At 42.8% G+C, this 23,677-nt stretch carries 22 protein-coding genes and 1 pseudogene; 21 read left to right on the forward strand and 2 right to left on the reverse strand.

Features of this window, described 5'->3' with window-relative positions; translation table 11 throughout:
• The coding region (locus C1E99_RS11660; protein ID WP_105207635.1) for an IS1182 family transposase at nucleotides 1-1,418 on the reverse strand (1,418 nt) is incomplete at its 3' end.
• A 256-nt stretch (nucleotides 1,419-1,674) separates the two neighbouring features.
• Here C1E99_RS11660 and C1E99_RS11665 point away from each other — a divergent pair.
• From C1E99_RS11665 to gltX, 5 genes are all read left to right on the forward strand, one after another.
• Nucleotides 1,675-7,734, forward strand: a complete 6,060-nt coding sequence (locus C1E99_RS11665) for an LPXTG cell wall anchor domain-containing protein (protein WP_269088951.1) — start codon at nucleotides 1,675-1,677, stop codon at nucleotides 7,732-7,734.
• A 162-nt stretch (nucleotides 7,735-7,896) separates the two neighbouring features.
• Nucleotides 7,897-8,343, forward strand: a complete 447-nt coding sequence (locus C1E99_RS11670; RefSeq protein WP_105207636.1) for a LytTR family DNA-binding domain-containing protein — start codon at nucleotides 7,897-7,899, stop codon at nucleotides 8,341-8,343.
• Between the two features lie 4 nt (nucleotides 8,344-8,347).
• Nucleotides 8,348-9,007, forward strand: coding sequence for a LiaF transmembrane domain-containing protein (locus C1E99_RS11675; RefSeq protein ID WP_105207637.1), 660 nt, complete (start codon nucleotides 8,348-8,350; stop codon nucleotides 9,005-9,007).
• Nucleotides 9,008-9,092: 85 nt separating this feature from the next.
• On the forward strand, nucleotides 9,093-10,373 hold the full coding sequence (locus C1E99_RS11680; protein ID WP_105207638.1) for an MFS transporter: 1,281 nt from the start codon (nucleotides 9,093-9,095) through the stop codon (nucleotides 10,371-10,373).
• Between the two features lie 71 nt (nucleotides 10,374-10,444).
• Entirely contained in the window at nucleotides 10,445-11,899 is a 1,455-nt protein-coding gene (gene gltX, locus C1E99_RS11685; protein ID WP_105207639.1) for a glutamate--tRNA ligase, read from the forward strand.
• 53 nt (nucleotides 11,900-11,952) lie between these two features.
• Here the strand turns inward: gltX and C1E99_RS11690 are convergent, their stop codons facing one another.
• The gene (locus tag C1E99_RS11690; protein WP_105145102.1) at nucleotides 11,953-12,453 is read right to left on the reverse strand and encodes an NUDIX hydrolase; all 501 of its coding nucleotides are present in this window, start codon (nucleotides 12,451-12,453) and stop codon (nucleotides 11,953-11,955) included.
• A 120-nt stretch (nucleotides 12,454-12,573) separates the two neighbouring features.
• Here C1E99_RS11690 and C1E99_RS11695 point away from each other — a divergent pair, with 120 nt between their 5' ends.
• The 16 genes and pseudogenes from C1E99_RS11695 to C1E99_RS11770 all read left to right on the forward strand — a co-directional run bounded on the left by C1E99_RS11695 (nucleotide 12,574) and on the right by C1E99_RS11770 (nucleotide 23,674).
• Nucleotides 12,574-13,449: a VOC family protein gene (locus C1E99_RS11695; RefSeq protein WP_105207640.1), complete on the forward strand. Its 876-nt coding sequence runs from the start codon at nucleotides 12,574-12,576 to the stop codon at nucleotides 13,447-13,449.
• 161 nt (nucleotides 13,450-13,610) lie between these two features.
• Nucleotides 13,611-14,804 carry an argininosuccinate synthase gene (locus tag C1E99_RS11700; protein ID WP_105207641.1) on the forward strand — a complete coding sequence of 398 codons (1,194 nt, stop codon included), beginning with the start codon at nucleotides 13,611-13,613 and terminating at the stop codon, nucleotides 14,802-14,804.
• 13 nt (nucleotides 14,805-14,817) lie between these two features.
• Nucleotides 14,818-16,212 carry an argininosuccinate lyase gene (gene argH, locus C1E99_RS11705; protein WP_105207642.1) on the forward strand — a complete coding sequence of 465 codons (1,395 nt, stop codon included), beginning with the start codon at nucleotides 14,818-14,820 and terminating at the stop codon, nucleotides 16,210-16,212.
• 70 nt (nucleotides 16,213-16,282) lie between these two features.
• Nucleotides 16,283-16,642 (forward strand): ribonuclease P protein component, encoded by a 360-nt coding sequence (gene rnpA, locus C1E99_RS11710; protein ID WP_105108229.1) that lies wholly within the window; start codon nucleotides 16,283-16,285, stop codon nucleotides 16,640-16,642.
• Nucleotides 16,626-17,438, forward strand: a complete 813-nt coding sequence (locus C1E99_RS11715; RefSeq protein ID WP_105207643.1) for a YidC/Oxa1 family membrane protein insertase — start codon at nucleotides 16,626-16,628, stop codon at nucleotides 17,436-17,438. The genes rnpA and C1E99_RS11715 overlap by 17 nt, the downstream gene beginning before the upstream one ends.
• A 20-nt stretch (nucleotides 17,439-17,458) precedes the next feature.
• Nucleotides 17,459-18,454: an RNA-binding cell elongation regulator Jag/EloR gene (gene jag / locus C1E99_RS11720; RefSeq protein ID WP_105207644.1), complete on the forward strand. Its 996-nt coding sequence runs from the start codon at nucleotides 17,459-17,461 to the stop codon at nucleotides 18,452-18,454.
• Nucleotides 18,455-18,623: 169 nt separating this feature from the next.
• Entirely contained in the window at nucleotides 18,624-18,761 is a 138-nt protein-coding gene (gene rpmH / locus C1E99_RS11725; RefSeq protein WP_002939016.1) for a 50S ribosomal protein L34, read from the forward strand.
• Nucleotides 18,762-18,845: 84 nt separating this feature from the next.
• On the forward strand, nucleotides 18,846-19,628 hold the full coding sequence (locus C1E99_RS11730; protein ID WP_105207645.1) for a TatD family hydrolase: 783 nt from the start codon (nucleotides 18,846-18,848) through the stop codon (nucleotides 19,626-19,628).
• A complete protein-coding gene (rnmV, locus tag C1E99_RS11735) occupies nucleotides 19,612-20,181 on the forward strand; it encodes a ribonuclease M5 (RefSeq protein WP_105207677.1) in 570 nt (189 codons plus the stop codon). The genes C1E99_RS11730 and rnmV overlap by 17 nt, the downstream gene beginning before the upstream one ends.
• Nucleotides 20,174-20,542 (forward strand): hypothetical protein, encoded by a 369-nt coding sequence (locus tag C1E99_RS11740; RefSeq protein WP_105207646.1) that lies wholly within the window; start codon nucleotides 20,174-20,176, stop codon nucleotides 20,540-20,542. Before rnmV ends, C1E99_RS11740 begins: the two co-directional genes overlap by 8 nt.
• A gap of 97 nt (nucleotides 20,543-20,639) precedes the next feature.
• Complete coding sequence (locus tag C1E99_RS11745) at nucleotides 20,640-20,927, forward strand: toxin-antitoxin system antitoxin subunit (protein WP_044774972.1); 288 nt, start codon at nucleotides 20,640-20,642, stop codon at nucleotides 20,925-20,927.
• On the forward strand, nucleotides 20,917-21,246 hold the full coding sequence (locus C1E99_RS11750; protein ID WP_099778293.1) for a type II toxin-antitoxin system RelE/ParE family toxin: 330 nt from the start codon (nucleotides 20,917-20,919) through the stop codon (nucleotides 21,244-21,246). Before C1E99_RS11745 ends, C1E99_RS11750 begins: the two co-directional genes overlap by 11 nt.
• A 6-nt stretch (nucleotides 21,247-21,252) precedes the next feature.
• Nucleotides 21,253-21,767 (forward strand): annotated as a pseudogene (locus C1E99_RS11755) (8-oxo-dGTP diphosphatase).
• 75 nt (nucleotides 21,768-21,842) lie between these two features.
• Nucleotides 21,843-22,100: a type II toxin-antitoxin system Phd/YefM family antitoxin gene (locus tag C1E99_RS11760; protein ID WP_105207647.1), complete on the forward strand. Its 258-nt coding sequence runs from the start codon at nucleotides 21,843-21,845 to the stop codon at nucleotides 22,098-22,100.
• Between the two features lie 2 nt (nucleotides 22,101-22,102).
• Nucleotides 22,103-22,360 carry a Txe/YoeB family addiction module toxin gene (locus C1E99_RS11765; protein WP_105207648.1) on the forward strand — a complete coding sequence of 86 codons (258 nt, stop codon included), beginning with the start codon at nucleotides 22,103-22,105 and terminating at the stop codon, nucleotides 22,358-22,360.
• A 105-nt stretch (nucleotides 22,361-22,465) separates the two neighbouring features.
• Nucleotides 22,466-23,674, forward strand: a complete 1,209-nt coding sequence (locus tag C1E99_RS11770) for an FRG domain-containing protein (protein WP_105207649.1) — start codon at nucleotides 22,466-22,468, stop codon at nucleotides 23,672-23,674.
• The last annotated feature ends 3 nt before the right edge of the window (nucleotides 23,675-23,677 follow it).

A 23,677-nucleotide genomic window follows, 5' to 3' on the forward strand; every position in this document is an offset into this window, starting at 1 on the left:
TTGCGTTTGGCATAAATGCGGGCTCCCTCTTTACTTGTCAATTCCTCTTTGACTAAGTTCTTGAAATAGTTCCACGTAGGATTATACTGAATTTGTTTGAGGTTTCCTTTTTCTGTCCGTGCTAACTGGTCTAACTCTTCACTAGCTTGTACAGGATCAGCTTCGTAAATCTTAATATCTCTCTCAAATCCATACTTGTCCGTTCTTCGTGAATAATTCTTAAACGAGTAGACAACCCCATCTGGTTTTATCCACTGGTCAGAATCTTCCAAGTAAGTCCAGTTTTCAGGATTGGCATCACTCTTCTTGTAGCTTTTCTTCTGCTCTTTCTGATATGTTCCGTAGGGAATCAGAGGTGTTTTCTCCAGGTCATCAAGGATAAAGCTATAATTTTCTTCACTACCATAACCTGCATCTGCGACAATGTGTTGAAAGAGTTCTAAGGTTTGGATGGATTGAAGAAAGGGCTTGAGCGTCCGAGTGTCAGTTGGATTCGGAAACAGTCCGTAAGCTAAGGCAAACTGGTTGTTTGTACCAAGTTGGAGGTTGTAACCAGGCTTGAGCTGACCATTCTTCATATGATCCTCTTTCATTCTCATGAATGTAGCGTCGGGATCTGTTTTTGAGTAGGAGTTTCGTTCTTGTAAAATCTGTTTGTCTCGTTCGTACTTCTGTTTCCGAACAAGAAAATCCTCTTTCAACTTTCTCTTTAGTTTCTTAATTCTTCTTCGTTTCTGTTTGTTGGCTGATCCACCTTTACTGACTTTAGGCTCTTGTGAGATAGCTTCTTCCACCTCGTCCAATACTTGTTCGGTTTCTTGTAGGAGTTGGTTTAGTCCCTCGCTAGTGAGGCATTCTTCCTTGGACAAGGCAGTATTCACCCCTTCTTGGACTAGTTTGTCATAAAGGGCAGAAATGTTTCCATTCAAGGCATCCTCGTAGCGTTCAACGGCCTTTCTCCATGTGAAAGAATACTTGTTGGCATCAGCTTCTACCTTAGTCCCATCAATGAAGAGAGCCTCATCTTCAATCAAGCCATTCTCTCTGAGAAGGAGGGTGAAGTAGATGAAGGCAGTTTTGATGAGCTGATTGGCGTGTGTGCTAGCCCGAAAACTGTTTATGGTCCGATAACAGACATAGGTATCCTGACTCAGCCATTTCATGGGAATGACTTCTTCATTCATTTGAACGATTTTTCGACCAGAGAATACTTGCCGAGCATAGGCGAACAGGGTCATTTTGAGCAACATGGCTGGATGAAAGGCTGGACGACCTGTGTGGGAAGTTTCTCCTAATAGAACGGATTGAGGAATAGTATCCACAAACTGACTAATCAGACGAGCCTCATGCGTTGCAGGTAAATCCCAAGCAATATTTAATTCCAAACTTAACTGATTTGTGTTATACTGTTTATACATTTTCATGCCTTTCTAGTTGTTTTGTCGTTATTATAATTATAAAGCATGAAATGGAAAACGAGCAACTCCTAATTGGAATTGCTCGTTTTTTATATGTATGAGCAGCTAGTTTTTGCCCAGCCTCTTTGTGTTTCTATAATCCGTGTTGCTAAACAATGAACTATCAAATTATTTGTTTGCATCTAACGTATTTCAAATTTGACATAGATACATAAATAGTTTACTATGGGAATATTGTGTATTAAAGGAAAAAATTGTGAGACGTTTTAAGAGAAAGACAAATATTGTAGAAATTTCAAGAAAAACAAGGGTTAGGATGCATAAGTCCGGGAAAAATTGGGTGCGGACTATTTTCTCTAGTATTCAAACAAAGAAGTTAAATATAAGATATAAAAAAATAGTTCCAAAACAGCAATCAGAATGGTCTAGAAGTGGTGCTTATATTAAAAAGGCAGCCCTACTTGGTGCCATCATTGGTGGCTATCCTGAAGCTGGAATGGCACTGGCTGAAGAAATAGTGGTGTCGGAAACTAGCAAAAATATTTTGGCAACAGCTGATATTGTTGGTATGAGTACTCATTCAAGTACCCCTTCTTCACATTCTGTCGAGGAAAGTAGTACGAGTTTAGTTCATTCACTATCTGCCAGTCAGTCTATCTCAGAAATAGTCTCTAGTTCAGATTTGGTATCTGAATCTGACTCTGAATCGACATCTGAATCTATCTCCACATTTATATCACATTCAGAATCTGCGTCTTTATCTATGTCGGAATCGGACTCAGTTTCAGCTGCAAGAACGTTTCAAAGTGAGGATGCTTTTTCGGATATAAATTCTGTAGTTGAGAGCCATAGTGAGGATGAGGGAATTTCGTCTGAGTCAATTTTGGTAACTATTTCAGAAAGTCCAGAATCAGAATCAATTGCTGATCGTTCGAAATCACTTGATACAAGTCGATTTGATCTAGCGGTATCAGCTTTGCAGATGGCGATGGAGCATCACTTACCTGAAACTATTGATACAACTTCGAGTCGTTATCAATGCTATATTGTGGCAAAACAAGGGGCTGAAGAGGCTTTCATTTTAGTAAATAACGTTTTGAATGGTAGTGTTGCTGATCAGAAAGAACTTGACTCTATTAGTATTAGAATTGCTCAGGCAGCAAATAATGTTACAGGTAGGTTGAATCAACTAACTAGTAGACTAGCTTCTGTTGGAACCAGTCTTCGTTCGACGTCATCGTCCATCCTGGTTTTTTCTGAATCGGATAATTCTGCTAAATATAGGGATCGACAGATTTCACTAGTTGAAGGTCGCCTAGATACGACTACTAATCTTATTGAATGGACTGTGACTTACCAACCAGTACAGTCTCTAACCGAAGCATATGCTGGATTCTATATTGCAGCGGTAACAGAAATGGGACCTCCTCAAAATCTTAAAGTAAATGGGATTCCGCTTTTGTTGGATACAAGTATTCGCAATCGGGAGACGCTTGGAACTAACTTAAGTACGACTGACTATACAGGTCGTTTCTATGGGAATAACTACAGTTTGGGGGCAGAAAAAGTTTCTCTTTCTGGACCAATTACTTACACTTTTTCAACAAGAGTTGGTTCGAGTTTAGCCAATATCGCTCTGTATGTGCAGGCAGCCTTGCATCCAACTGATTCGATTGTTCATGCTACTTACAATGAAGCGAATGGTCGAACGAATTTGAGCGGGATGCTAATTGGCTATCGTGCTTCATTTGTTGCAGACAGTATGAATAGTTTCCTACAGTCAACATCTGAGTCTATTCAAAACTCCTTAAGCATCCGTCAATCAATTAGTCAAAGCCAATCCCTATCAGTCTCAGAATCTCGATTGGTCTCGCTATCCCAGTCTCAGTCCCTTTCGCTTTCGACTTCCCAATCAGCATCATTATCGGTATCGGAATTGATTTCTGAGTCTGTCTCGATTTCAGAATCATCATCGCACTCGGAATCCTTGGTTACTTCCGTTTCAGATTCTGTTAGTGAGTCCGTTTCGGGTTCAATCTCGGAGTCCCATTCTGAGTCCGCATCAGTATCTCTGTCAGCCTCTATCTCAGAATCAGTATTAGAATCAATTTCTGAGGCCATCTCAGAATCCGTTTCAGAGTCAATTTCTGAATCCGTCTCCGAGTCAGTTTCTGGATCTATCGCCGAGTCCGTCACAGAATCGATTTCAGAATCAGTTAGCGAATCCGTCTCTGAGTCCCATTCTGAGTCCGTCACAGAATCCATTTCAGAGTCAGTTTCTGAGTCAGTATCAGAATCAATTTCTGAATCAGTAAGCGAATCAGTCTCAGAGTCCATCTCAGAATCAGTATCAGAATCAGTATCAGAATCAGAATCAGTCTCAGAATCAGTCTCTGAGTCAATCTCAGAGTCAGTATCAGAATCAATCTCAGAATCAGTATCTGAGTCAATTTCTGAATCAGTATCAGAATCAGTTTCTGAGTCAATCTCAGAGTCAGTAAGCGAGTCCATCTCAGAATCGATTTCAGAGTCAATTTCAGAGTCAGTAAGCGAATCTGTCTCTGAATCAGTCTCAGAATCAGTCTCTGAGTCAATCTCAGAATCCGTCTCCGAGTCACTTTCAGAATCAGTAAGCGAATCAGTGTCTGAGTCAATCTCAGAATCGGTAAGCGAATCAGTATCAGAATCCATCTCAGAATCAGTTTCAGAGTCTGTCTCAGAATCCGTCTCCGAGTCCATCTCTGAGTCAGTTTCTGGATCTATCTCCGAGTCCGTCTCTGAGTCAATCTCTGAGTCAGTATCAGAATCAATCTCAGAATCAATCTCAGAATCATTATCAGAATCAGTATCTGAGTCAGTATCAGAATCAGTCTCTGAGTCAATCTCAGAGTCAGTATCAGAATCAATCTCAGAATCAATCTCAGAATCAGTCTCTGAGTCAATTTCTGAATCAGTATCAGAATCAGTCTCTGAGTCAATCTCAGAGTCAGTAAGCGAGTCCATCTCAGAATCAATTTCTGAGTCAGTAAGCGAGTCAATTTCAGAATCAGTTTCGGAATCAATCTCTGAGTCAGTATCAGAATCAGTCTCCGAGTCAGTCTCAGAATCAGTTTCTGAATCAGTGTCTGAGTCCATCTCGGAATCCATTTCAGAATCCGTCTCCGAATCAGTTTCAGAGTCTATCTCAGAGTCAGTAAGCGAATCAGTCTCAGAATCAGTCTCTGAATCCGTCTCCGAGTCACTTTCTGAGTCCGTCACAGAATCAGTTTCAGAGTCAATTTCCGAGTCAGTCTCAGAATCAGTCTCAGAATCAGTATCAGAATCAGTCTCAGAATCAGTCTCAGAATCAGTGTCTGAGTCCATCTCTGAATCAGTGTCTGAGTCAATTTCTGAATCAATCTCAGAGTCAATCTCAGAATCAGTCTCAGAATCAGTCTCAGAATCAGTCTCTGAGTCAATCTCAGAGTCCGTCACAGAATCAATCTCAGAATCAGTAAGCGAATCAGTATCAGAGTCAGTCTCTGAGTCAGTATCAGAATCAGTCTCAGAGTCAGTATCAGAGTCAATTTCAGAGTCCATTTCAGAATCAGTGTCTGAGTCAATTTCTGAATCAATTTCTGAATCCATCTCAGAATCAGTATCAGAGTCAGTTTCAGAATCCGTATCTGAGTCCATCTCAGAGTCAGTATCAGAGTCTGTCTCGGAATCCATCTCCGAGTCCGTCTCTGAATCCATTTCAGAGTCCGTTTCCGAGTCCGTCTCAGAATCACTTTCCGAATCCGTCTCCGAGTCCATTTCCGAATCCATTTCTGAATCCATTTCCGAATCAGTCTCAGAGTCAGTTTCGGAATCAGTCTCAGAGTCCGTCTCAGAATCCGTAAGCGAATCAGTCTCAGAGTCAATTTCAGAATCCGTCTCCGAGTCAGTTTCAGAGTCAGTCTCAGAATCTATTTCAGAATCCGTCTCCGAGTCCATCTCAGAATCCATATCGGAATCCGTCTCCGAGTCCGTCTCAGAATCCATTTCAGAATCAGTATCTGAGTCAATTTCAGAATCCGTTTCAGAATCCGTTTCAGAATCAATTTCAGAGTCAGTGTCTGAATCGATCTCAGAATCGATCTCAGAATCCATTTCAGAATCAGTCTCTGAGTCAATTTCAGAATCCGTCTCCGAGTCAGTTTCAGAGTCAGTCTCAGAATCTATTTCAGAATCAGTCTCAGAGTCCATCTCAGAATCCATATCGGAATCAGTCTCCGAGTCCGTCTCAGAATCCATTTCAGAATCAGTATCTGAGTCAATTTCAGAATCCGTTTCAGAATCCGTTTCAGAATCAATTTCAGAGTCAGTGTCTGAATCGATCTCAGAATCGATCTCAGAATCCATTTCAGAATCAGTCTCTGAGTCAATTTCAGAATCCGTCTCCGAGTCAGTTTCAGAGTTAGTCTCAGAATCTATTTCAGAATCAGTCTCAGAGTCCATCTCAGAATCCATATCGGAATCAGTCTCCGAGTCCGTCTCAGAATCCATTTCAGAATCAGTATCTGAGTCAATTTCAGAATCCGTTTCAGAATCAGTCTCAGAATCAGTAAGCGAATCAGTCTCAGAATCAATCTCAGAATCAATCTCAGAATCAGTCAGCGAATCAGTATCAGAGTCAGTCTCTGAGTCAATTTCTGAGTCAATTTCTGAGTCAATTTCTGAGTCAGTTTCAGAATCAGTATCTGAGTCAGTATCAGAGTCAATTTCAGAGTCCATTTCAGAATCAGTGTCTGAGTCAATTTCTGAATCAATTTCTGAATCCATCTCAGAATCTGTATCAGAGTCAGTTTCAGAATCCGTATCTGAGTCAATTTCAGAGTCAGTTTCAGAATCCGTCTCCGAGTCAGTGTCTGAATCCATCTCTGAGTCAGTTTCAGAATCAGTTTCAGAGTCCGTCTCCGAATCCATTTCTGAATCCGTTTCAGAATCCGTCTCAGAATCCGTCTCAGAATCAATCTCTGAATCGGTATCAGAGTCTATCTCTGAGTCAGTCTCCGAGTCAGTCTCAGAATCCGTCTCTGAGTCACTTTCAGAATCAGTCTCAGAATCCATATCAGAGTCAGTTTCAGAATCCATTTCTGAGTCAGTCAGCGAATCCGTTTCAGAGTCCATTTCAGAGTCAGTATCAGAGTCTGTCTCGGAATCCATCTCCGAGTCCGTCTCTGAATCCATTTCAGAGTCCGTTTCCGAGTCCGTCTCAGAATCACTTTCCGAATCCGTCTCCGAGTCCATTTCCGAATCCATTTCTGAATCCATTTCCGAATCCGTCTCAGAGTCAGTTTCGGAATCCGTCTCAGAGTCCGTCTCAGAATCCGTAAGCGAATCAGTATCAGAGTCCATCTCAGAGTCCGTCTCAGAATCCATCTCAGAATCCATCTCAGAATCAGTAAGCGAATCAGTTTCTGAATCAGTCTCAGAGTCACTTTCAGAATCCGTTTCTGAGTCCATCTCAGAGTCTGTTAGCGAGTCCATCTCCGAATCCGTCTCAGAATTAGTATCCGAGTCCATCTCAGAATCCGTCTCTGAGTCCGTCTCAGAATCGGTATCTGAATCCGTCTCAGAATCAGTCTCCGAGTCACTTTCAGAATCCGTTTCAGAGTCAATTTCTGAATCAGTCTCAGAGTCCATCTCAGAATCAGTTTCTGAGTCAGTAATCGAATCCGTTTCCGAATCAAACTCGATCAGACGTTTGGAAGAAGCGCGGACATCGGAATATACTCCTTCAGAAGAACAGTCAATACTAGCTTCAATTTCACATCTAGTCTCAATTAGTGAATCCCTTTCCGACTCTATTAGCGAGTCTATTGTGGCATCCATTTCTGAAATAATTTCAGAGTCCGATTCCAAATCACTTTCAACCTCGGAATCAACGTCACAGTCCGAGTCACTATCTACATCTGAGCTTGTTTCGTTCTCTGAGTCTATTTCCGTCTTGGAATCAGTTCTAACTTCTGAGTCAATCTCTACCTCAGAATTGGTTTCAATGTCAGAACGGCTTTCCGACTCAGATATAACAAGTGGTTCCAATTCTGAAATAGGAATCGAATCTACAAATGAAATTCTTTCGGAAAATTCAGGAATTCCCCAATCCGAGTTAGCAAGTGAGTCCCTTCCAGAACCAGTATTTCCTCTACCACCTAGATCTGCGGGGAAACAATTTTTACCAAATACTGGTGAGCAATCATCTGCTTGGTCTAGTTTACTTGGAGCTGTCTTGCTCTTTGGCGGCTTGTTCAAACGACGTAAAAAACAAAATGAGGAAGAGTCTGAAGAGTAGCTCTGCCATTTTTGACATAAAAATGAAGTCCCTTGTCAACGCAAGGGGCTTTTGCTTGCTCTATTGAACCACTTACCCTCTCATTTTTACCACTTACTGAAATGCCCTTGCAAAATTCGAGTAAGTTGATATAATAAAACCAGAAAAAGCAAAGGAGGTCTTATGAAAGTTCGGATTGAATTAGATGATAGCTTAGAGCAAGTCGAAGTGATTATCAGAAGCAGTCAGCTGGGACCAGAGTTGGAACGCATCCAGCAGGCTTTGCAACAGGTTAGCCGTCCCTCGCTTGTCTTTTACAAAGGAACCAGTGAATATTTTTTGAAACTAGAAGACCTGCTCTTTTTTGAAACGGATGGAACCAAGATGATGGGACATACCAGGGATGATGCCTATGAAGTCAAGATGAAGCTCTATGAACTGGAAGATTGTCTCCCTGCTTATTTTTGTCGGGTTTCCAAGTCAACCATTGCAAATAGCAAGGCCATCTACTCGCTGGACAAGTCCTTTTCAGGGACTAGTCGGATTTCCTTTTATAAGACCCACAAGGAGGTCCATGTGTCGCGGCATTATTACCATTTATTAAAAGAAAAGTTACGAGAAGTGAGGTAGAGAGATGAAAAAATATGGTTTAGGGATTGCCCTGCTGGTCCTAGCAGTCTTGGTCCTATTTAGGGATTCACTGGGCTTGCATTTGGCTCTGCCATTTTGGACAACGGTCTGGTTTGTTTTAACCTTTGTGACTGGTTTTCACCGCTTGGTGAAGCTGGATTGGCTCGCCAGTATCTTTTGTTTCGGTCTAGCTTTTATAGCGGTGAACTCAGTTTATGATTGGGTGGAATTTGGGACCTGGAACATGGTTCTGTCACTTGTCCTGCTCTGCCTTGGCTTGAAACTGATTTTTAAACCCAAGAAGCGTAGACCGGCTCATGGAGTTGGTACAGGGGTGATTGGCGACAAGGGTAGGGAAATAGCTTTTGGTTCCTCTACTCGTTATATTCATGAGGAAAATTTTACCTACGATAGTGTGGAGGTGGCCTTTGGCTCCAGTATGGTTTACTTTGATCAAGCGGTTATTCTGGGAGATACGGCTGAATTTCATATCGATGCGGCCTTCGCGTCAGTTGATCTTTATCTGCCGGCAAATTGGCTGGCGGTCGTGGAACTGGATAGTTCTATATCTGCTGTCAATAACTATGCAACTGGCATGGGGGAAAAGATACTGCGTATCACAGGAGATATGGCCTTCTCTACTCTGAATATCTATTACACCTAGAGTGAACAGAGAGCAGTCTATTCAGGCTCCTCTGCAGCATAAAAGGTCAGAATATTCTGGAAATTAAACAAAGAAAGGGATTATCATGAAAAAGATTTTGAAAAATGCTACTTATCTATGGGTACTGGCTGCGGATATGCTGTCCAATTTTGGTGATGTGGTCTATTATCTGGCCTTGATGAACTATGTCTTGCTAGTGCCCAACAGCCGTCTGGCGCTGGCAATCGTGACCTTCTCGGAAATCTTCCCTAGCTTTATGGGCCTCTTTACAGGCTATCTGGCAGACAAGACGGTCAACAAAATCAGAACTATCAAGCTGACCCTCATCTTTCGTGTGGCCCTCTACCTCATCCTCGGTTTCTGTATGGGCTTTGAGCCAGCCCTCTGGATTGTCGTGGTGGCTGCAAGTTTCAATGTCTTTGCAGACTTCGCTGGCTTCTATGAAAACGGCCTCTATACACCTCTGGGATTACGCGTAGCGCCCAAAGAAGAGCGGGAGCAGTACTCGGCCTTTCGCCAGACCGTGACCAGCCTCCTCAACATCGCCTTTCAGGCCCTCTCTGCCCTCTTGGTCGGCCTCCTCTCCTACCAAAACCTGGCCTTTCTCAACGCCGGCACCTTTTTAGCCGCCCTCCTCATCATGCAGCTGCTGACGCCAGCCTTTCGCAAACTCCTGACGGAGCAGCCTTTGAAAATAGCAGAGCAGCCGAGCCAGACTGAGCAAAAAACCAAGAGACCAGGCATTCTAGCTTCCTTCAAGCAAGCTATCGTGGAGCTTCGCAAGATTCCCGAGTTCCGTCTGGTCCTGATTACCAGCCCTCTTATCAATGCCTGCGGAGCTATTCTCTATCCTATTCTGGTCCTGCTGATTAGCGAAGACCCAGGCCTCGTCTTCCTCAATGTTGAAACAACCCTTGCCCTGACCATTCTAATCTTTTTTGTCGGCAATATCTTGGGTTCGACCTTGGTCTTTACCCTTTTCAAAAAAACCAGCATGGTGGCGCTTGAAGTGGCAGCCACCTTCTCTCTACTTGGCGTGTTTGTCGGAATGCTACTACATCAACTGCCAATTATTTTCTTCTTCCTTACTACAATGGGGATTAGTTCAGGAGCTAGTGGACCTAAGTTTAACGCTAAGTTTGTCAATTCTATGCCAGAGGAGCAGTTAGCAACTATCGGTGGTGCAGTATCGACCTACTTCATGTTGGGTCAAGCCTTTACTCGACTACTGGTATCAGGTCTGGTCTTGGTGCTAACAGTCGATCAGATTAGCGGACTTTTCCTAGCGACAACTGGCTTGTTAGTCCTCTATGTCTTCTACTGGCTGGCACGCAACCAAAAAACACCTCAAAATCAGTCTATTTAGGCTGATTTTTCTGTTATCCGAGGGTGTTCTATGCTATAATGTTCTTGATTGAAATTTTACAGGAGAGAAACATGACTAAACCAATTCGTGTGCGTTACGCACCAAGTCCAACAGGACTTTTACATATCGGAAATGCTCGTACAGCATTGTTTAACTATCTTTTTGCCCGTCATCACGGCGGTACTTTCCTTATTCGTATCGAGGATACAGACCGCAAGCGCCATGTGGAAGACGGTGAGCGTTCTCAGCTTGAAAACCTGCGTTGGTTGGGGATTGACTGGGATGAGAGTCCAGAAACTCATGAGCAATACCGTCAGTCTGAGCGTTTGGACATTTACCAGAAGTATGTCGATGAGCTTCTAGCTTCAGGTAAGGCCTACAAGTCTTATGTGACCGAAGAAGAGTTGGCGGCGGAGCGTGAGCGTCAGGAAGCTGCAGGTGAAACACCTCGCTACATCAACGAATACCTTGGTATGTCTGAAGATGAAAAAGCAGCCTACATAGCAGAGCGTGAGGCGGCTGGCATTGTCCCAACTGTTCGCTTGGCCGTCAACGAAACAGGTATCTACAAGTGGAATGACATGGTTAAGGGTGAAATCGAGTTCGAAGGTGGCAACATCGGTGGCGACTGGGTTATCCAGAAACGTGATGGCTATCCAACCTACAACTTTGCCGTGGTGGTGGACGATCATCTCATGGAAATCTCGCACGTTATTCGTGGGGATGACCACATTGCTAATACACCCAAGCAGCTTATGGTCTATGAGGCACTAGGCTGGGAAGCACCAGAATTTGGTCACATGACCTTGATTATCAACTCTGAGACTGGTAAAAAACTGTCTAAACGTGATACTAACACCCTTCAGTTTATCGAAGATTACCGTCGTAAAGGGTACATGCCTGAAGCTGTTTTCAACTTTATCGGTCTCTTGGGTTGGAACCCTGGTGGTGAAGAGGAAATCTTCTCCCGTGAGCAATTTATCCAACTCTTCGATGAAAATCGTCTCAACAAGTCACCTGCAGCCTTTGACCAGAAGAAAATGGACTGGATGAGCAATGAGTACATCAAAAATGCTGATTTGGAAACTGTTTTCAACCTTGCCAAACCATTCTTGGAAGAAGCGGGTCGCTTGACAGACAAGGCAGAAAAATTGGTGGAACTTTACAAGCCACAAATGTCATCTGCGGATGAAATCGTTCCGTTGACAGACCTTTTCTTCTCTGATTTCCCAGAATTGACGGACGAAGAAAAAGAAGTTATGGCGGGCGAAACGGTACCGACTGTCCTCAACGCCCTTAAGGCAAAATTGGAAGCTATGACGGACGAAGATTTCCAACCAGATAATATCTTCCCACAAATCAAGGCCGTTCAAAAAGAAACTGGCATCAAGGGCAAGAACCTCTTCATGCCAATCCGTATCGCCGTTTCAGGCGAAATGCACGGACCAGAGTTGCCAAATACTATTTACCTGCTCGGTCGAGAAAAATCCATCCAGCATATTGATAATATGTTGAAGAGTTTGTAAGATAAATAATCCCCGCTGTCCTGTGATAGCGGGGATTTGTTTCTTATTCGGACTTAGTTTTCTAAAAACAAGCTCTCCACATAGTCTTTCTGTCTTGGGATAACCTGTTCATTTTCTAAGAAATCTTTCAGTTTTTCTTGTGGTACCCAGATGTAGTTGCTGGTTTCGCTGGCTTGGAGTTGGATAGCAGATTTGTCCCAGTCGGTTTCAGCCCAGTAGCAGTGGAAAAGGCACTGGTCGTCATGGGCGACAAAGTGTGTATGGTGGCGGAGTTGGTCAGTTGTCAGCTCAATGCCTGTCTCCTCGCGGACCTCGCGTAAAATGGCCTGCTCTGCTATTTCCCCAAATAAAGCCGAGCCTCCTGCTGTCGCTTCATAATAGTCAGGGTAGGAGGGCTTGGTGCTGTCGCGTTTCATGAAGAGGGTGCTGCCGTCGCGGTGGCGGATGATGCACTCGACGACTAGGTGGTAGAGACCGTCGGGAATGGGTTCTCCGCGAGTGAGGGTGTGGTCGGTCAAGTAACCGTCGGCTGTGTAGGCGTTCCAAGTTTCCATTTCATTCTCCTGTCAATTTTGTGATTATTCAGTATAGCACATCTGTAAGTGCAGGGCAACATGTTTTGTTTTTGTACGGACAAGTGTTGTACTGGGGCTACTAATTTAAAGGAGAAATCAATGCAAACTATAATCCCTCATCTCTGGTATGATACAGAGGCAAAAGAAGCTGCAGAGTTCTATGTGGACCTCTTCGGAGGCAAGATTGACTGGACCTATACCATTACGGATACGCCTTCTGGCGACTCTGACTTGGTCCAATTCCAACTGGGAGATATGACCCTGGCAGCGATTAGTGCAGGGCCCTATTTCAAGCTCAATGAGTCCATGTCCCTCATGGTGTCAGTGGCTGACAAGGCGGATGTGACTCGCCTTTATGAAGCTCTGTCAGACGGTGGCCGTGTGCTTATGCCTCTGGGAGAATATCCTTTTAGTCCTTACTATGTCTGGCTAGAAGACCGCTTTGGTCTGTCTTGGCAACTTTCGTATGAACCGGACTTGGACAAGCCCTATCAATTTGATATCTGCCTGCTTTTCTCGCAGGACCAGGTCGGTTTAGCCCAGCCCATGTTGGACTACTACAAGGACAAGCTGCCCCAGGCTCGTCTGGGTCACCTCTCTTACTATGGCGAAGGTGAGGCTGCGGTGGCTGCTGCTAAGCTGAATTATGCGGAGCTGTTCATCGGAGATCAAAAAATCATCGTTATGGACCACGGCTACGGTGGCGTGGCCTCTTTCAACGAAGCCTTCTCGCTCATGGTCTATGTGGATAGCCAGGAAGAAGCAGAGAGCTGGTATGAAAAAGTGTCGGCAGTTCCAGAAGCAGAGATTTGCGGTTGGGCCAAGGACCGGTTTGGGATTTCCTGGCAGATTGTGCCGCGGATTTTGATGGAAGCATACGATACGGCTAGCCCAGAAAAGGTCAAGGCAGTCAATGCGGCTGTGATGACCATGAAACGTTTGGACATTGCAAAAATTCAAGAATTATTGAGCTAAAAGCTGACTACGGTCAGTTTTTTCTTTTATTCCTTTTCAAATCAAGGTTGAAAATATACAAAAAATTTTTAAAAATGTGTATAATTATGTTGCAAAAAGTATAAATATACACTATAATGGTCACTAAGTTTTATAAAAAAACAGTAGAAATGAGAATGCTTATGTCAAAAGAAAAATTGATTTTAGCCTATTCAGGTGGACTTGATACCTCCGTTGCGATTGCTTGGTTGAAAAAGGACTATGATGTGATTGCGGTCTGTATGGATGTGGGCGAGGGCAAGGATTTGGACTTCATTCATGACAAGGCCTTGTCCATTGGGGCGGTAGAGTCCCATGTGATTGATGTCAAGGAAGAGTTTGCTCAAGAGTATGTCCTACCTGCCCTCCAAGCCCATGCCTACTATGAGCAAAAATACCCACTGGTATCGGCTCTCAGCCGTCCCTTGATTTCTAAAAAGTTGGTGGAAATGGCTCATAAGACAGGAGCAACCACCATTGCCCACGGTTGTACTGGCAAGGGAAATGACCAGGTGCGGTTTGAGGTAGCTATTGCGGCCCTGGATCCGACACTCAAGGTCGTGGCACCTGTCCGTGAGTGGAAGTGGGCGCGTGAAGAGGAAATTATCTTTGCTAAAGAAAATGGTGTACCAGTCCCTGCAGACCTGGACAGTCCTTACTCGGTCGACCAAAACCTTTGGGGACGGGCCAATGAGTGCGGAGTTTTAGAAAATCCATGGAATGAAGCGCCAGAAGATGCTTTTGGTATTACTATTTCTCCAGAAAATGCACCAGATACTCCTGAGTATGTCGATATTGAGTTTAAAGCAGGGATTCCCGTGGCTGTAAATGGTGAAGAGTTAAGTCTGGCTAATCTCATTCAAAAACTCAATGTCATTGCTGGTAAGCATGGTGTGGGTCGGATTGACCACGTGGAAAATCGTTTAGTCGGAATCAAGTCACGTGAAATTTATGAGTGTCCAGGTGCTATTACCCTTCTGACAGCCCACAAGGAAATTGAAGATTTGACCCTGGTGCGGGAAGTATCGCATTTCAAACCAATTGTCTCTAATGAGCTGTCTAATCTCATTTACAATGGTTTGTGGTTCAATCCTGCAACAGCTGCCCTGAAGGCCTATCTTGCTCAGACCCAGGCAGTTGTTAATGGCACCGCAAAAGTGAAGTTGTATAAGGGGTCAGCCAAAGTGGTTGCTCGGAAATCTCCAAATTCCCTTTATGACGAAGATTTGGCAACCTATACCAGTGCAGATACTTTTGACCAAGATGCAGCAGTTGGTTTCATCAAGCTTTGGGGATTACCAACCAAGGTTAATGCGGAAATTCATAAAAATTGCTAGAAAGTAGGAGCTTATGGAAGCAAAGAAATTATGGGGTGGTCGCTTTGAAGCCAGTCTAGAAGAATGGGTTGAAGAATTCGGAGCCTCCATTCGCTTTGACCAAAAATTGGCCAAGTATGATATTCAAGGTTCACTGGCGCATGTACAGATGCTTGGAGCCACAGGGATTATCAAGCTTGAAGAAGCCCAGGCTATTCAAACTGGACTGGAAGAATTGTTAGCAGACTACGAGGCTGGCAAGTTAGTGTTTGATATTCGAAACGAAGACATTCACATGAATATCGAAAGTCTATTGACGGAGAAAATAGGCCCAGTTGCAGGTAAACTCCACACAGCTCGTTCTCGTAACGATCAAGTAGCGACCGATATGCACCTCTATCTGAAGGATACCCTCTTTCAAGCTGTAGATAAATTGACCAACCTACGTCAGGTTTTACTAGACCTTGCACAAGAGCATGTGGAAACAATCATGCCTGGCTATACCCACTTGCAACATGCTCAACCTATCAGCTTTGCTCAGCACTTGTTGGCCTATTACAACATGTTCAGCCGAGACAGTGAACGCTTTGCATTCAATATGCAGCATACAAATGTATCCCCGCTTGGTGCGGCGGCTTTAGCAGGGACGACCTTTCCGATTGACCGTCAGATGACGTCGGATTTAATGGGATTTGCCAAGCCCTATAGTAATTCTCTCGATGCTGTGTCTGACCGTGATTTTATCCTGGAATTTCTGTCGAATGCCAGTATCCTCATGATGCACATGTCGCGTTTGTGTGAAGAAATTATTAACTGGTGTTCACATGAATACCAATTTGTCACCCTATCCGATACCTTTTCAACAGGTTCTTCTATCATGCCTCAGAAGAAAAATCCAGATATGGCTGAGCTGATTCGCGGGAAAACAGGTAGAGTTTATGGGAACTTAGTCGGCCTACTGACAGTCATGAAATCCTTACCGTTGACCTATAACAAGGATTTACAAGAAGACAAGGAAGGCATGTTTGACACGGCAGAAACGATTTTGATTTCGATTGATATTTTGGCGGGTATGCTGAAAACGATGACGGTCCATAAGGAAAGGATGGCTCAGTCGACAGAGAAGGATTTTTCAAATGCAACTGAATTAGCGGATTACTTGGCTAGTAAAGGTTTGCCCTTCCGCCAAGCGCATGAGATTGTTGGAAAACTGGTTTTGGAATGTAGCAAGGCAGGCTATTATTTACAGGATGTTCCTTTGGAATGTTTTCAAGAGCTGTCGCCTGTCATTGGACCGGATATTTATACAGCTTTAGAATCTGAAACAGCAGTTTCGCGCAGAAATTCGCTAGGTGGAACTGGATTTGAATCCATTCGTTGGCAAATTCAGCAAGCAAAAGCACAAATAATCGCTTCAAAAGGCCTCTAAACGGTATGTTTATTGGCTTTTTTGAATTTTATGGTATAATAGAGGTAATTTTGAAAGATGGAGTGACGGTTTGAAGAAAAGCTATCGTGTCAAGCGTGAACGAGATTTTAATGACATTTTTACAAAAGGGAAAAATGTAGCCAATCGGAAGTTTGTTGTCTATCGATTGCCGAAAGAGCAGCATCACTTCCGGGTAGGTCTTTCTGTCAGTAAAAAATTGGGAAACGCAGTGATGCGAAATCGAATTAAACGAAGAATTCGCCATGTCTTACTTGAATGTCGCTCGGACTTGGTTGCGGATGACTTCGTTATTATTGCTCGAAAAGGTGTAGAAGAGTTGTCCTATCAAGAAATCAAGCAAAACCTAATCCATGTTTTAAAACTAGCAAAACTCTACCAGGAAGGTGTTGTGATTGAAAAAGAAAATTAAGTGGGCAGGTTTGCTCATTGCTTCTCTGTTTATTTTGACTGCTTGTGGTACCGGGCCAGTAACCAGTCAATCAACAGAAGCTTGGGACCGATTGATTTATTGGTTTGCCAGCGTTATTCAATTTTTATCAATTAATGGTCAGATTGGAATCGGAATTATTCTCTTTACGATTTTAATTCGAACGATTTTATTACCTCTATTTCAGATTCAAATGAATTCTTCAAGAAAAATGCAAGAACTCCAACCACAGTTGAAGAAATTGCAGGAAGAATACCCTGGTTCGGATATGGAGAGCCGCCAAAAACTCTACGAAGAGACTCAAAAGCTCTATAAAGAGAATGGCGTAAGTATGTCGTCGTCAATGTGGCCACTGTTTATTCAAATGCCTATTTTGTTGGCTCTTTTCCAGGCGTTGACAAGAGTGGAGGCTCTAAAGGTTGGCCACTTCCTTTGGCTGAACTTAGGCGAACCCGACCCTTACTTTATTTTGCCAATCTTGGCGGCAGTATTTACATTTTTAAGCTCATGGTTGGCCAATAAAGCAGCAATCGAAAAAAATGGGGCGATGACAGCAATGATGTATGCCATGCCAATCCTAATTTTCTTCTTTGCCATGACTTCGGCTAGCGGTGTTGCCCTCTACTGGACAGTATCCAATGCCTATCAAGTGGCTCAGACCATGTTATTAAATAACCCGTTTAAAATCATAGCAGAGCGACAAGCAAAGATTAATGCCGAAAAAGAGCGTCAAGCAAAAATCAGACGTGCACAGAAAAAAGCTCAGAAAAAGAAATAGGTTAACTAGGAGAGAGAAAGATGAAATTTACAGGAGATACAGTTGAAGAAGCGATTCAAAATGGCTTGAATGAATTGAATATTCCTCGAAAGAAAGCTCACATTACAGTCATTGCAAGAGAGAAGAGAGGCTTCCTAGGTTTTGGTAAAAAACCTGCGACTGTTGATATCGATGTTATCAATGAAACAACCGTTGTAAAAGCTAATCAAAAGGCCGTTCGTGGCGTTCCAAGTGAGATCAATGAGCTCAATGAACCAGTAAAAAGTGTTTCAGAAGCTACGATTGATTTAGGTAAAGTTGTTGCGGCCGTGAAGGAATTTGAAAAATCTGGTCAAACACTTGATGATGAGATTAAGGCTCAGATTTTGAAGAATGAAAAAGAAGCTACGACGATTTTAGAAGAAACAGGTCGAATTGAAATTCTTTCCGATGAATTATTAGCTGGTATAGCACCTGCCCCTGTTGCACAAGAAGTAGGTTCAGAACCGGCTACCGAAGCAGTTATCAAGGATGAATTTTCAGGTCTGGACATCAAAATTGAGCAACAATATGACATTGAGACAGTTGTTGCAGAAGTAACAGCCTATGTCCAAGAAATTTTGGATGACATGGATGTTGAAGCTAGCATTGAAACGAGCCATAACCGCCGTACAATCAATATCCAAGTGGATACCAATGAGCCAGGACGTGTCATTGGCTATCATGGTAAGGTCTTGAAAGCCTTGCAACTATTGGCTCAGAACTTCCTATACAACCGTTATGAGCGCAACTTCTACATTACAATTAACGTGAATGATTATGTTGAACACCGTGCAGAAGTGCTTCAAGGCTATGCACAAAAGTTGGCTGAACGTGTCTTGGCTGAACAAGAAGCCTACCATACAGACCCTATGTCAAGTAGTGAGCGTAAAATCATCCACCGTATCATTTCAAAAATGGACGGTCTGACAAGCTATTCAGAAGGTAGCGAACCAAACCGCTATGTCGTAGTGGATATTGAAGGAAATCGTGATTAAAAAAGAGGCTGAGCCTCTTTTTTTCAATGTTTTTTCTCAATCTGCTTGAAAATAGAACAGAATAGCTTGACAAACCCCCAGAATTTATATAAAATGGTTTGGTATGTTTAGTAACTGATCAAAACTAGCCGGCTAAACGAATACAAGAATCTAAGAGGAGGTATTCATCGTGAAACGTACTTTTCAACCAAGTAAAATCCGTCGCGCACGCAAACACGGTTTCCGTAGCCGTATGGCAACTAAAAACGGCCGTCGCGTGTTAGCAGCTCGTCGCCGTAAGGGACGTAAAGTTCTTACAGTAGCATAAGAATACAACTAAAACCAGCAGGAACTCGAGTCTGCTGGTTTTTTCGTTGGAAAAGAACGGCTTGAAATATGGTACAATAGAACCATGATACAGATATTTGATACCCATACCCACCTCAACATCGAGCAGTTTGACGGTAGGGTCCAAGAAGAATTAGACTTTGCCAAGGAGATGGGGGTCACCCTCCACAATGTGGTCGGTTTTGACCGTGCAACCATTGACAAGGCTATGGAGCTTGCTGACCAGCACCCTGAAATTTATCTGACACTGGGCTGGCATCCGACAGAGGCTGGCACCTATGACGAGGAAGTAGAAAGCTACTTGCTTGAGGCACTCAAGCATCCCAAGGTCATTGCCCTGGGGGAGATTGGGCTGGACTACTACTGGATGACAGCGGATAAGGAAACCCAGGCTCGTGTTTTCAAGCGACAGATGGAGTTGGCTAAAGAGTTGGATTTGCCCTTTGTGGTTCACACCCGTGATGCTCTGGAAGATACCTATCAGATCATCAAGGAAGTTGGCGTCGGCTCGCGCGGAGGGATCATGCATTCCTTCTCTGGTACGCTGGAGGAGGCTCAAGCTTTCATGGACCTGGGCATGCACATCTCCTTCTCGGGAGTAGTGACTTTCAAAAAAGCTGTCGAACTTCAGGAAGCAGCGCAAGCATTGCCCCTAGAAAAAATCCTGGTCGAAACGGACGCACCTTACCTGGCCCCAGTTCCTAAGCGTGGTCGGGAAAATCGCACCGGCTACACCCGATATGTGGTGGATATGCTGGCCCAGCTTCGCAACCAGTCGGTCGAAGAAGTGGCGAAAGCGACCTACGAGAATGCAAGGAGCTTGTTCAGAATTGACACAGAAAATTAAGATACAAGAAGTCCTCGTTGTTGAAGGCAAGGATGATACAGCAAACCTAAAACGATTTTATGAGGTGGATACCTACGAAACCAGAGGCTCTGCCATATCAGACGATGACTTGGAACGCATCGAGAAACTCCATGAGTTGCGTGGCGTCATTGTCTTTACTGACCCAGACTACAATGGAGAGCGGATTCGGAAGATGATTATGCAGGCCATTCCAACGGTCAAACATGCCTTTTTACAGCGGGACGAGGCCAGGCCCCAGTCCAAAACAAAAGGGCGGTCCTTGGGCATTGAGCACGCCAGCTTTGAAGACTTGGAAAAGGCTCTAGCAGGCGTGCGTGGCTACTATGATGATGAACATCACTTTGACATCAGCAAGTCAGACCTGATGCGCCTAGGGCTCCTTATGGGCGGTGACAGTCGCAAGAGGAGAGAGTATCTGGGAGAAAAACTCCGCATCGGCTACTGCAACGGCAAGCAACTCCTCAAACGCTTGGAACTGTTTGGGATAAGTTTGGCAGAAGTCGAGGAGTGTATGGAGAGCTATCATGGATAGGGTCTACGCTGTTAGGTGCTTGGTTAAAAACGAGTTTGAACCTTCTTATGAAAATTATTCATCTTATGAAGAAGTGACCTACTTGCTGCCGGCTAATGTTCTTGTTTGGGAGGATGAGCAGGTTGATAAGAATAAACTAGCAGCCTATTTGCGTGGTCTAGTTGAAGATGGCTATGTCAATGCGGATGGTATTTGGAAGCAGAGCCGTTTGTTTCATATTGTCGGTGTGCAAGAAATGGACGATAGGGTGGAGTTTGATGTGCCAGCCCTGGAAGTCTATCGCTGGTTTTACAATTTTGAACGTCTAGTTACTGAGGAAGAATTTTTGAATCTCTATTATTTTGATGATTTGGGGGGATAAACAATCTAGAGCGGAAATGTTACTATTTCTGCTTTTTTGAAGATTGCTACTGAGATCTATTCGTGTTACAATATAGAAAACTAGGAGGTGGACTAGATTGATAACTATAAACAAAGATGCCCAAGTAAATTTCAAAACTGACTCCAGACTTTTGGAAAAAGCCAAGGAAGTATTTGCTATGAACCAGCTGGATTTGACTGCTGGCTTTAACCTCTTCTTGCAAAATATTGCTGTAAAAAATGAGTTGCCCATTCTGACTGAAGAAGAGTTGGAAAGAGAAGAGTTGTTTTTACAACTTCAAAAGGAAATTCAGGAAAACCAACAGGCGATTGAGGCAGGTCAAGGGATCAGCCTAGAAAGTGTCAAAGAGAAGTATGGAATTTGAGTCTTATTCAGTGATACTTGCTCCAGCAGTGGATAAGGAATTGGCAGCTATTTATGCCTATTTCTCGGAACAGTTCTCAGAAGAAATTGCCAAAAGACGAATTGGTATGATTGTCGAAGCATTGGAGAGTTTGCAAATTTTTCCTGAACGTGGTTTTAACGCCGATAATCGTTTTGGTAAGCAGATAGACCCGCCATATCTGACCCGAGGTTACGTTATTGGAAAAGACTACATTGCCCTCTATCGCGTGGTAGAAAACGAAGTTCGAGTGGGTCATCTTTTTGCAACCAAGAGTGATTATATAAAGTTGTTGAAGTGAGGGAGTATGAATAGGATAGAACACGTCATCCTAACCAATATGTGCATGATTACAGATGGTCAGCAGGTATTGGTCCAGGATAGGAAGTCAGAGAAGTGGCCGGGAATCTCATTTCCTGGGGGCTCTAAGAGCCTGGGGATAGGCTCTTAGAGGTTGGAAATTGGAAAAGCGTAGCTTTTTTCTGCTGTGAAACAAATGAGTCGCTTATTGTCTCTGTCATTCGTGAAATCAAGGAAGAAACGGGTTTGACGGTATCCAATCTCGAACTCTGTGGCCTTCAAAACTGGACGGATCCGACTGACCACTATCGCTATTTGGTATTTTGCTATAAAACTAGCCATTTTTCAGGCTCTATCCAATCTTCTGATGAGGGAGAAGTCTTTTGGATTGATCGTGCGGACCTGAAGAATGTTCAGCTGGCAGACGGTTTTGAAACCATGTTGGAAATCTTTGAACATCCACAACTGACGGAGAATTTTTACTGGTTTGAAGATGGTGAGTGGAAGGTGGAGAATCGCTAAAGAGTTGTACAATAAGTTTGACAACTCTTTTTTTCTGTGCTATAGTAAGCCTAGAAATGAAAGAGAGGTGTTGAAATGGAAGCAATCGCTTATTCACATTTTCGTAACCACTTGAAGGATTACATGAAAAAGGTCAATGATGAGTTTGAGCCTCTCATTGTGGTCAATAAAAACCCTGAAGAAGATATTGTGGTTATTTCTAAGAGCGAGTGGAGCAGTATTCAAGAAACCCTTGCGGTCGCTCAAAATCCCTACCTATCAGATAAGATTTTGCGCGGTATGGCAGCCGTTCGAGCTGACAAAACACAAGAACGCCAGCTACTAGAGGACTAGCGATGAGACTTTGTTTCACAGACGAAGCTTGGGAAGACTACCTCTATTGGCAGGGGCAGGACAATAAAACACTCAAGCGTATTAACAAGATTATCAAGGATATTCAACGCCATCCTTTTGAAGGTATTGCTAAACCAGAGCCACTTAAATATGACTATCAAGGTAGCTGGTCACGGCGAATTGATGCTGAAAACCGACTGATTTATATAGTTGAAGATGATTGTTTGTATGTTTTGTCGGTCAAGGATCATTATAAGTAGGGATGTTTGTAGGAAATGGACGAATATATAGACGAGTCTTAAAAAATATTGCTAACAACTTATATCAATTAGATAAGATAAGAACTAAAAATGCGGAGATAAACTATGGATATTAAAATCAGAGAAGTAACTCATTTACAAGACTTTATTGAAGTTATACTACAATCGAAGAATAGAATGTTGGGAAGAAATATTTATTATAGAGGGGAGAGTACTTATTTTGAAAGCCGTATGCCTTCTTTTTATAGAGATACATTCCTTATAGATAATGCTGAACGATATTATCGAACTCTTATGAATGAAATGGGCTGGGAAGATTATTCAGATAATGTTACATTGGTTCGACGAATGGCTCAACTACAACACTATGGAGCGAAAACAAGAATTTTGGATGTTACTTCAAATCCTTTAGTAGCTTTGTATTTTGCAGTAGAAAACGCGACTCTTGAAGATGAACACAACGGAAATCAGGATGAAAGTCAGGCTGGGTATATTTATTTCTATAGTGAAAAACCAGAAGAAGAAAAATTTGATACAGGTCATACGGTAGCAATTAAAACAGCCATAAATTTGATGTCGGTGGAAAAGTTAGATGTTTTTTGTAATCTAATGAGTTTGTTGTATAATATCTACCAAAAAAATGGACTAATGTATCTACAATTTACGACAGAAGATTTGCTTAAAGAATTAAATGAGAGCTTTAAAAATACTGATAGATTTGCATGGGAAATTGATATTATTGACGACTCTTTATTAAGTGTAAAATGTGATATGAACGGTGATTCTTTAGAACGCAATTTTTCCTTGGGAGCTAAACAAAGAAATTATTTAGAAGAGTACAGGATTAAATCAAGTGAAGTAGATAACGAATCCCAGGGATTGATGTGCTACTTTGTTGAGCAAGTCATAAACGATTTTTTAGAAGCATTAAATCAATGTGCAAAAACCAAGGAACGTTTGATTTATCCGATGGCAATCTTTTTAGATTTAATAAAAACCCATGTTGTTTTACCTTCAAAAAATACTGATAGACTGAAACAGCAGCAAGGTGTATTTATTTATCCTGGAGTCCATGAATCCAAAATTTTAAAATCTAACATAAAAATAATTTCTAATTATATAGATAAAAAAGCCATCACACTGACAGATCAAAAGGGTGAAATTAGTAAAATCATGATTTCCCCACAAAATAAGTTTAGGATAAAAAAAGAGTTAGCTCTCTTAGGAATAACCTCAGGATTTATATATCCTGATTTACAACATTTGGCAGATTCTGTATTAGAAAAAATAAAGGATGAAATTTCAACAAACTAATTT

Origin of the sequence: Streptococcus suis (assembly GCF_002964045.1) — a bacterium.
GTDB lineage: Bacteria > Bacillota > Bacilli > Lactobacillales > Streptococcaceae > Streptococcus > Streptococcus suis_U.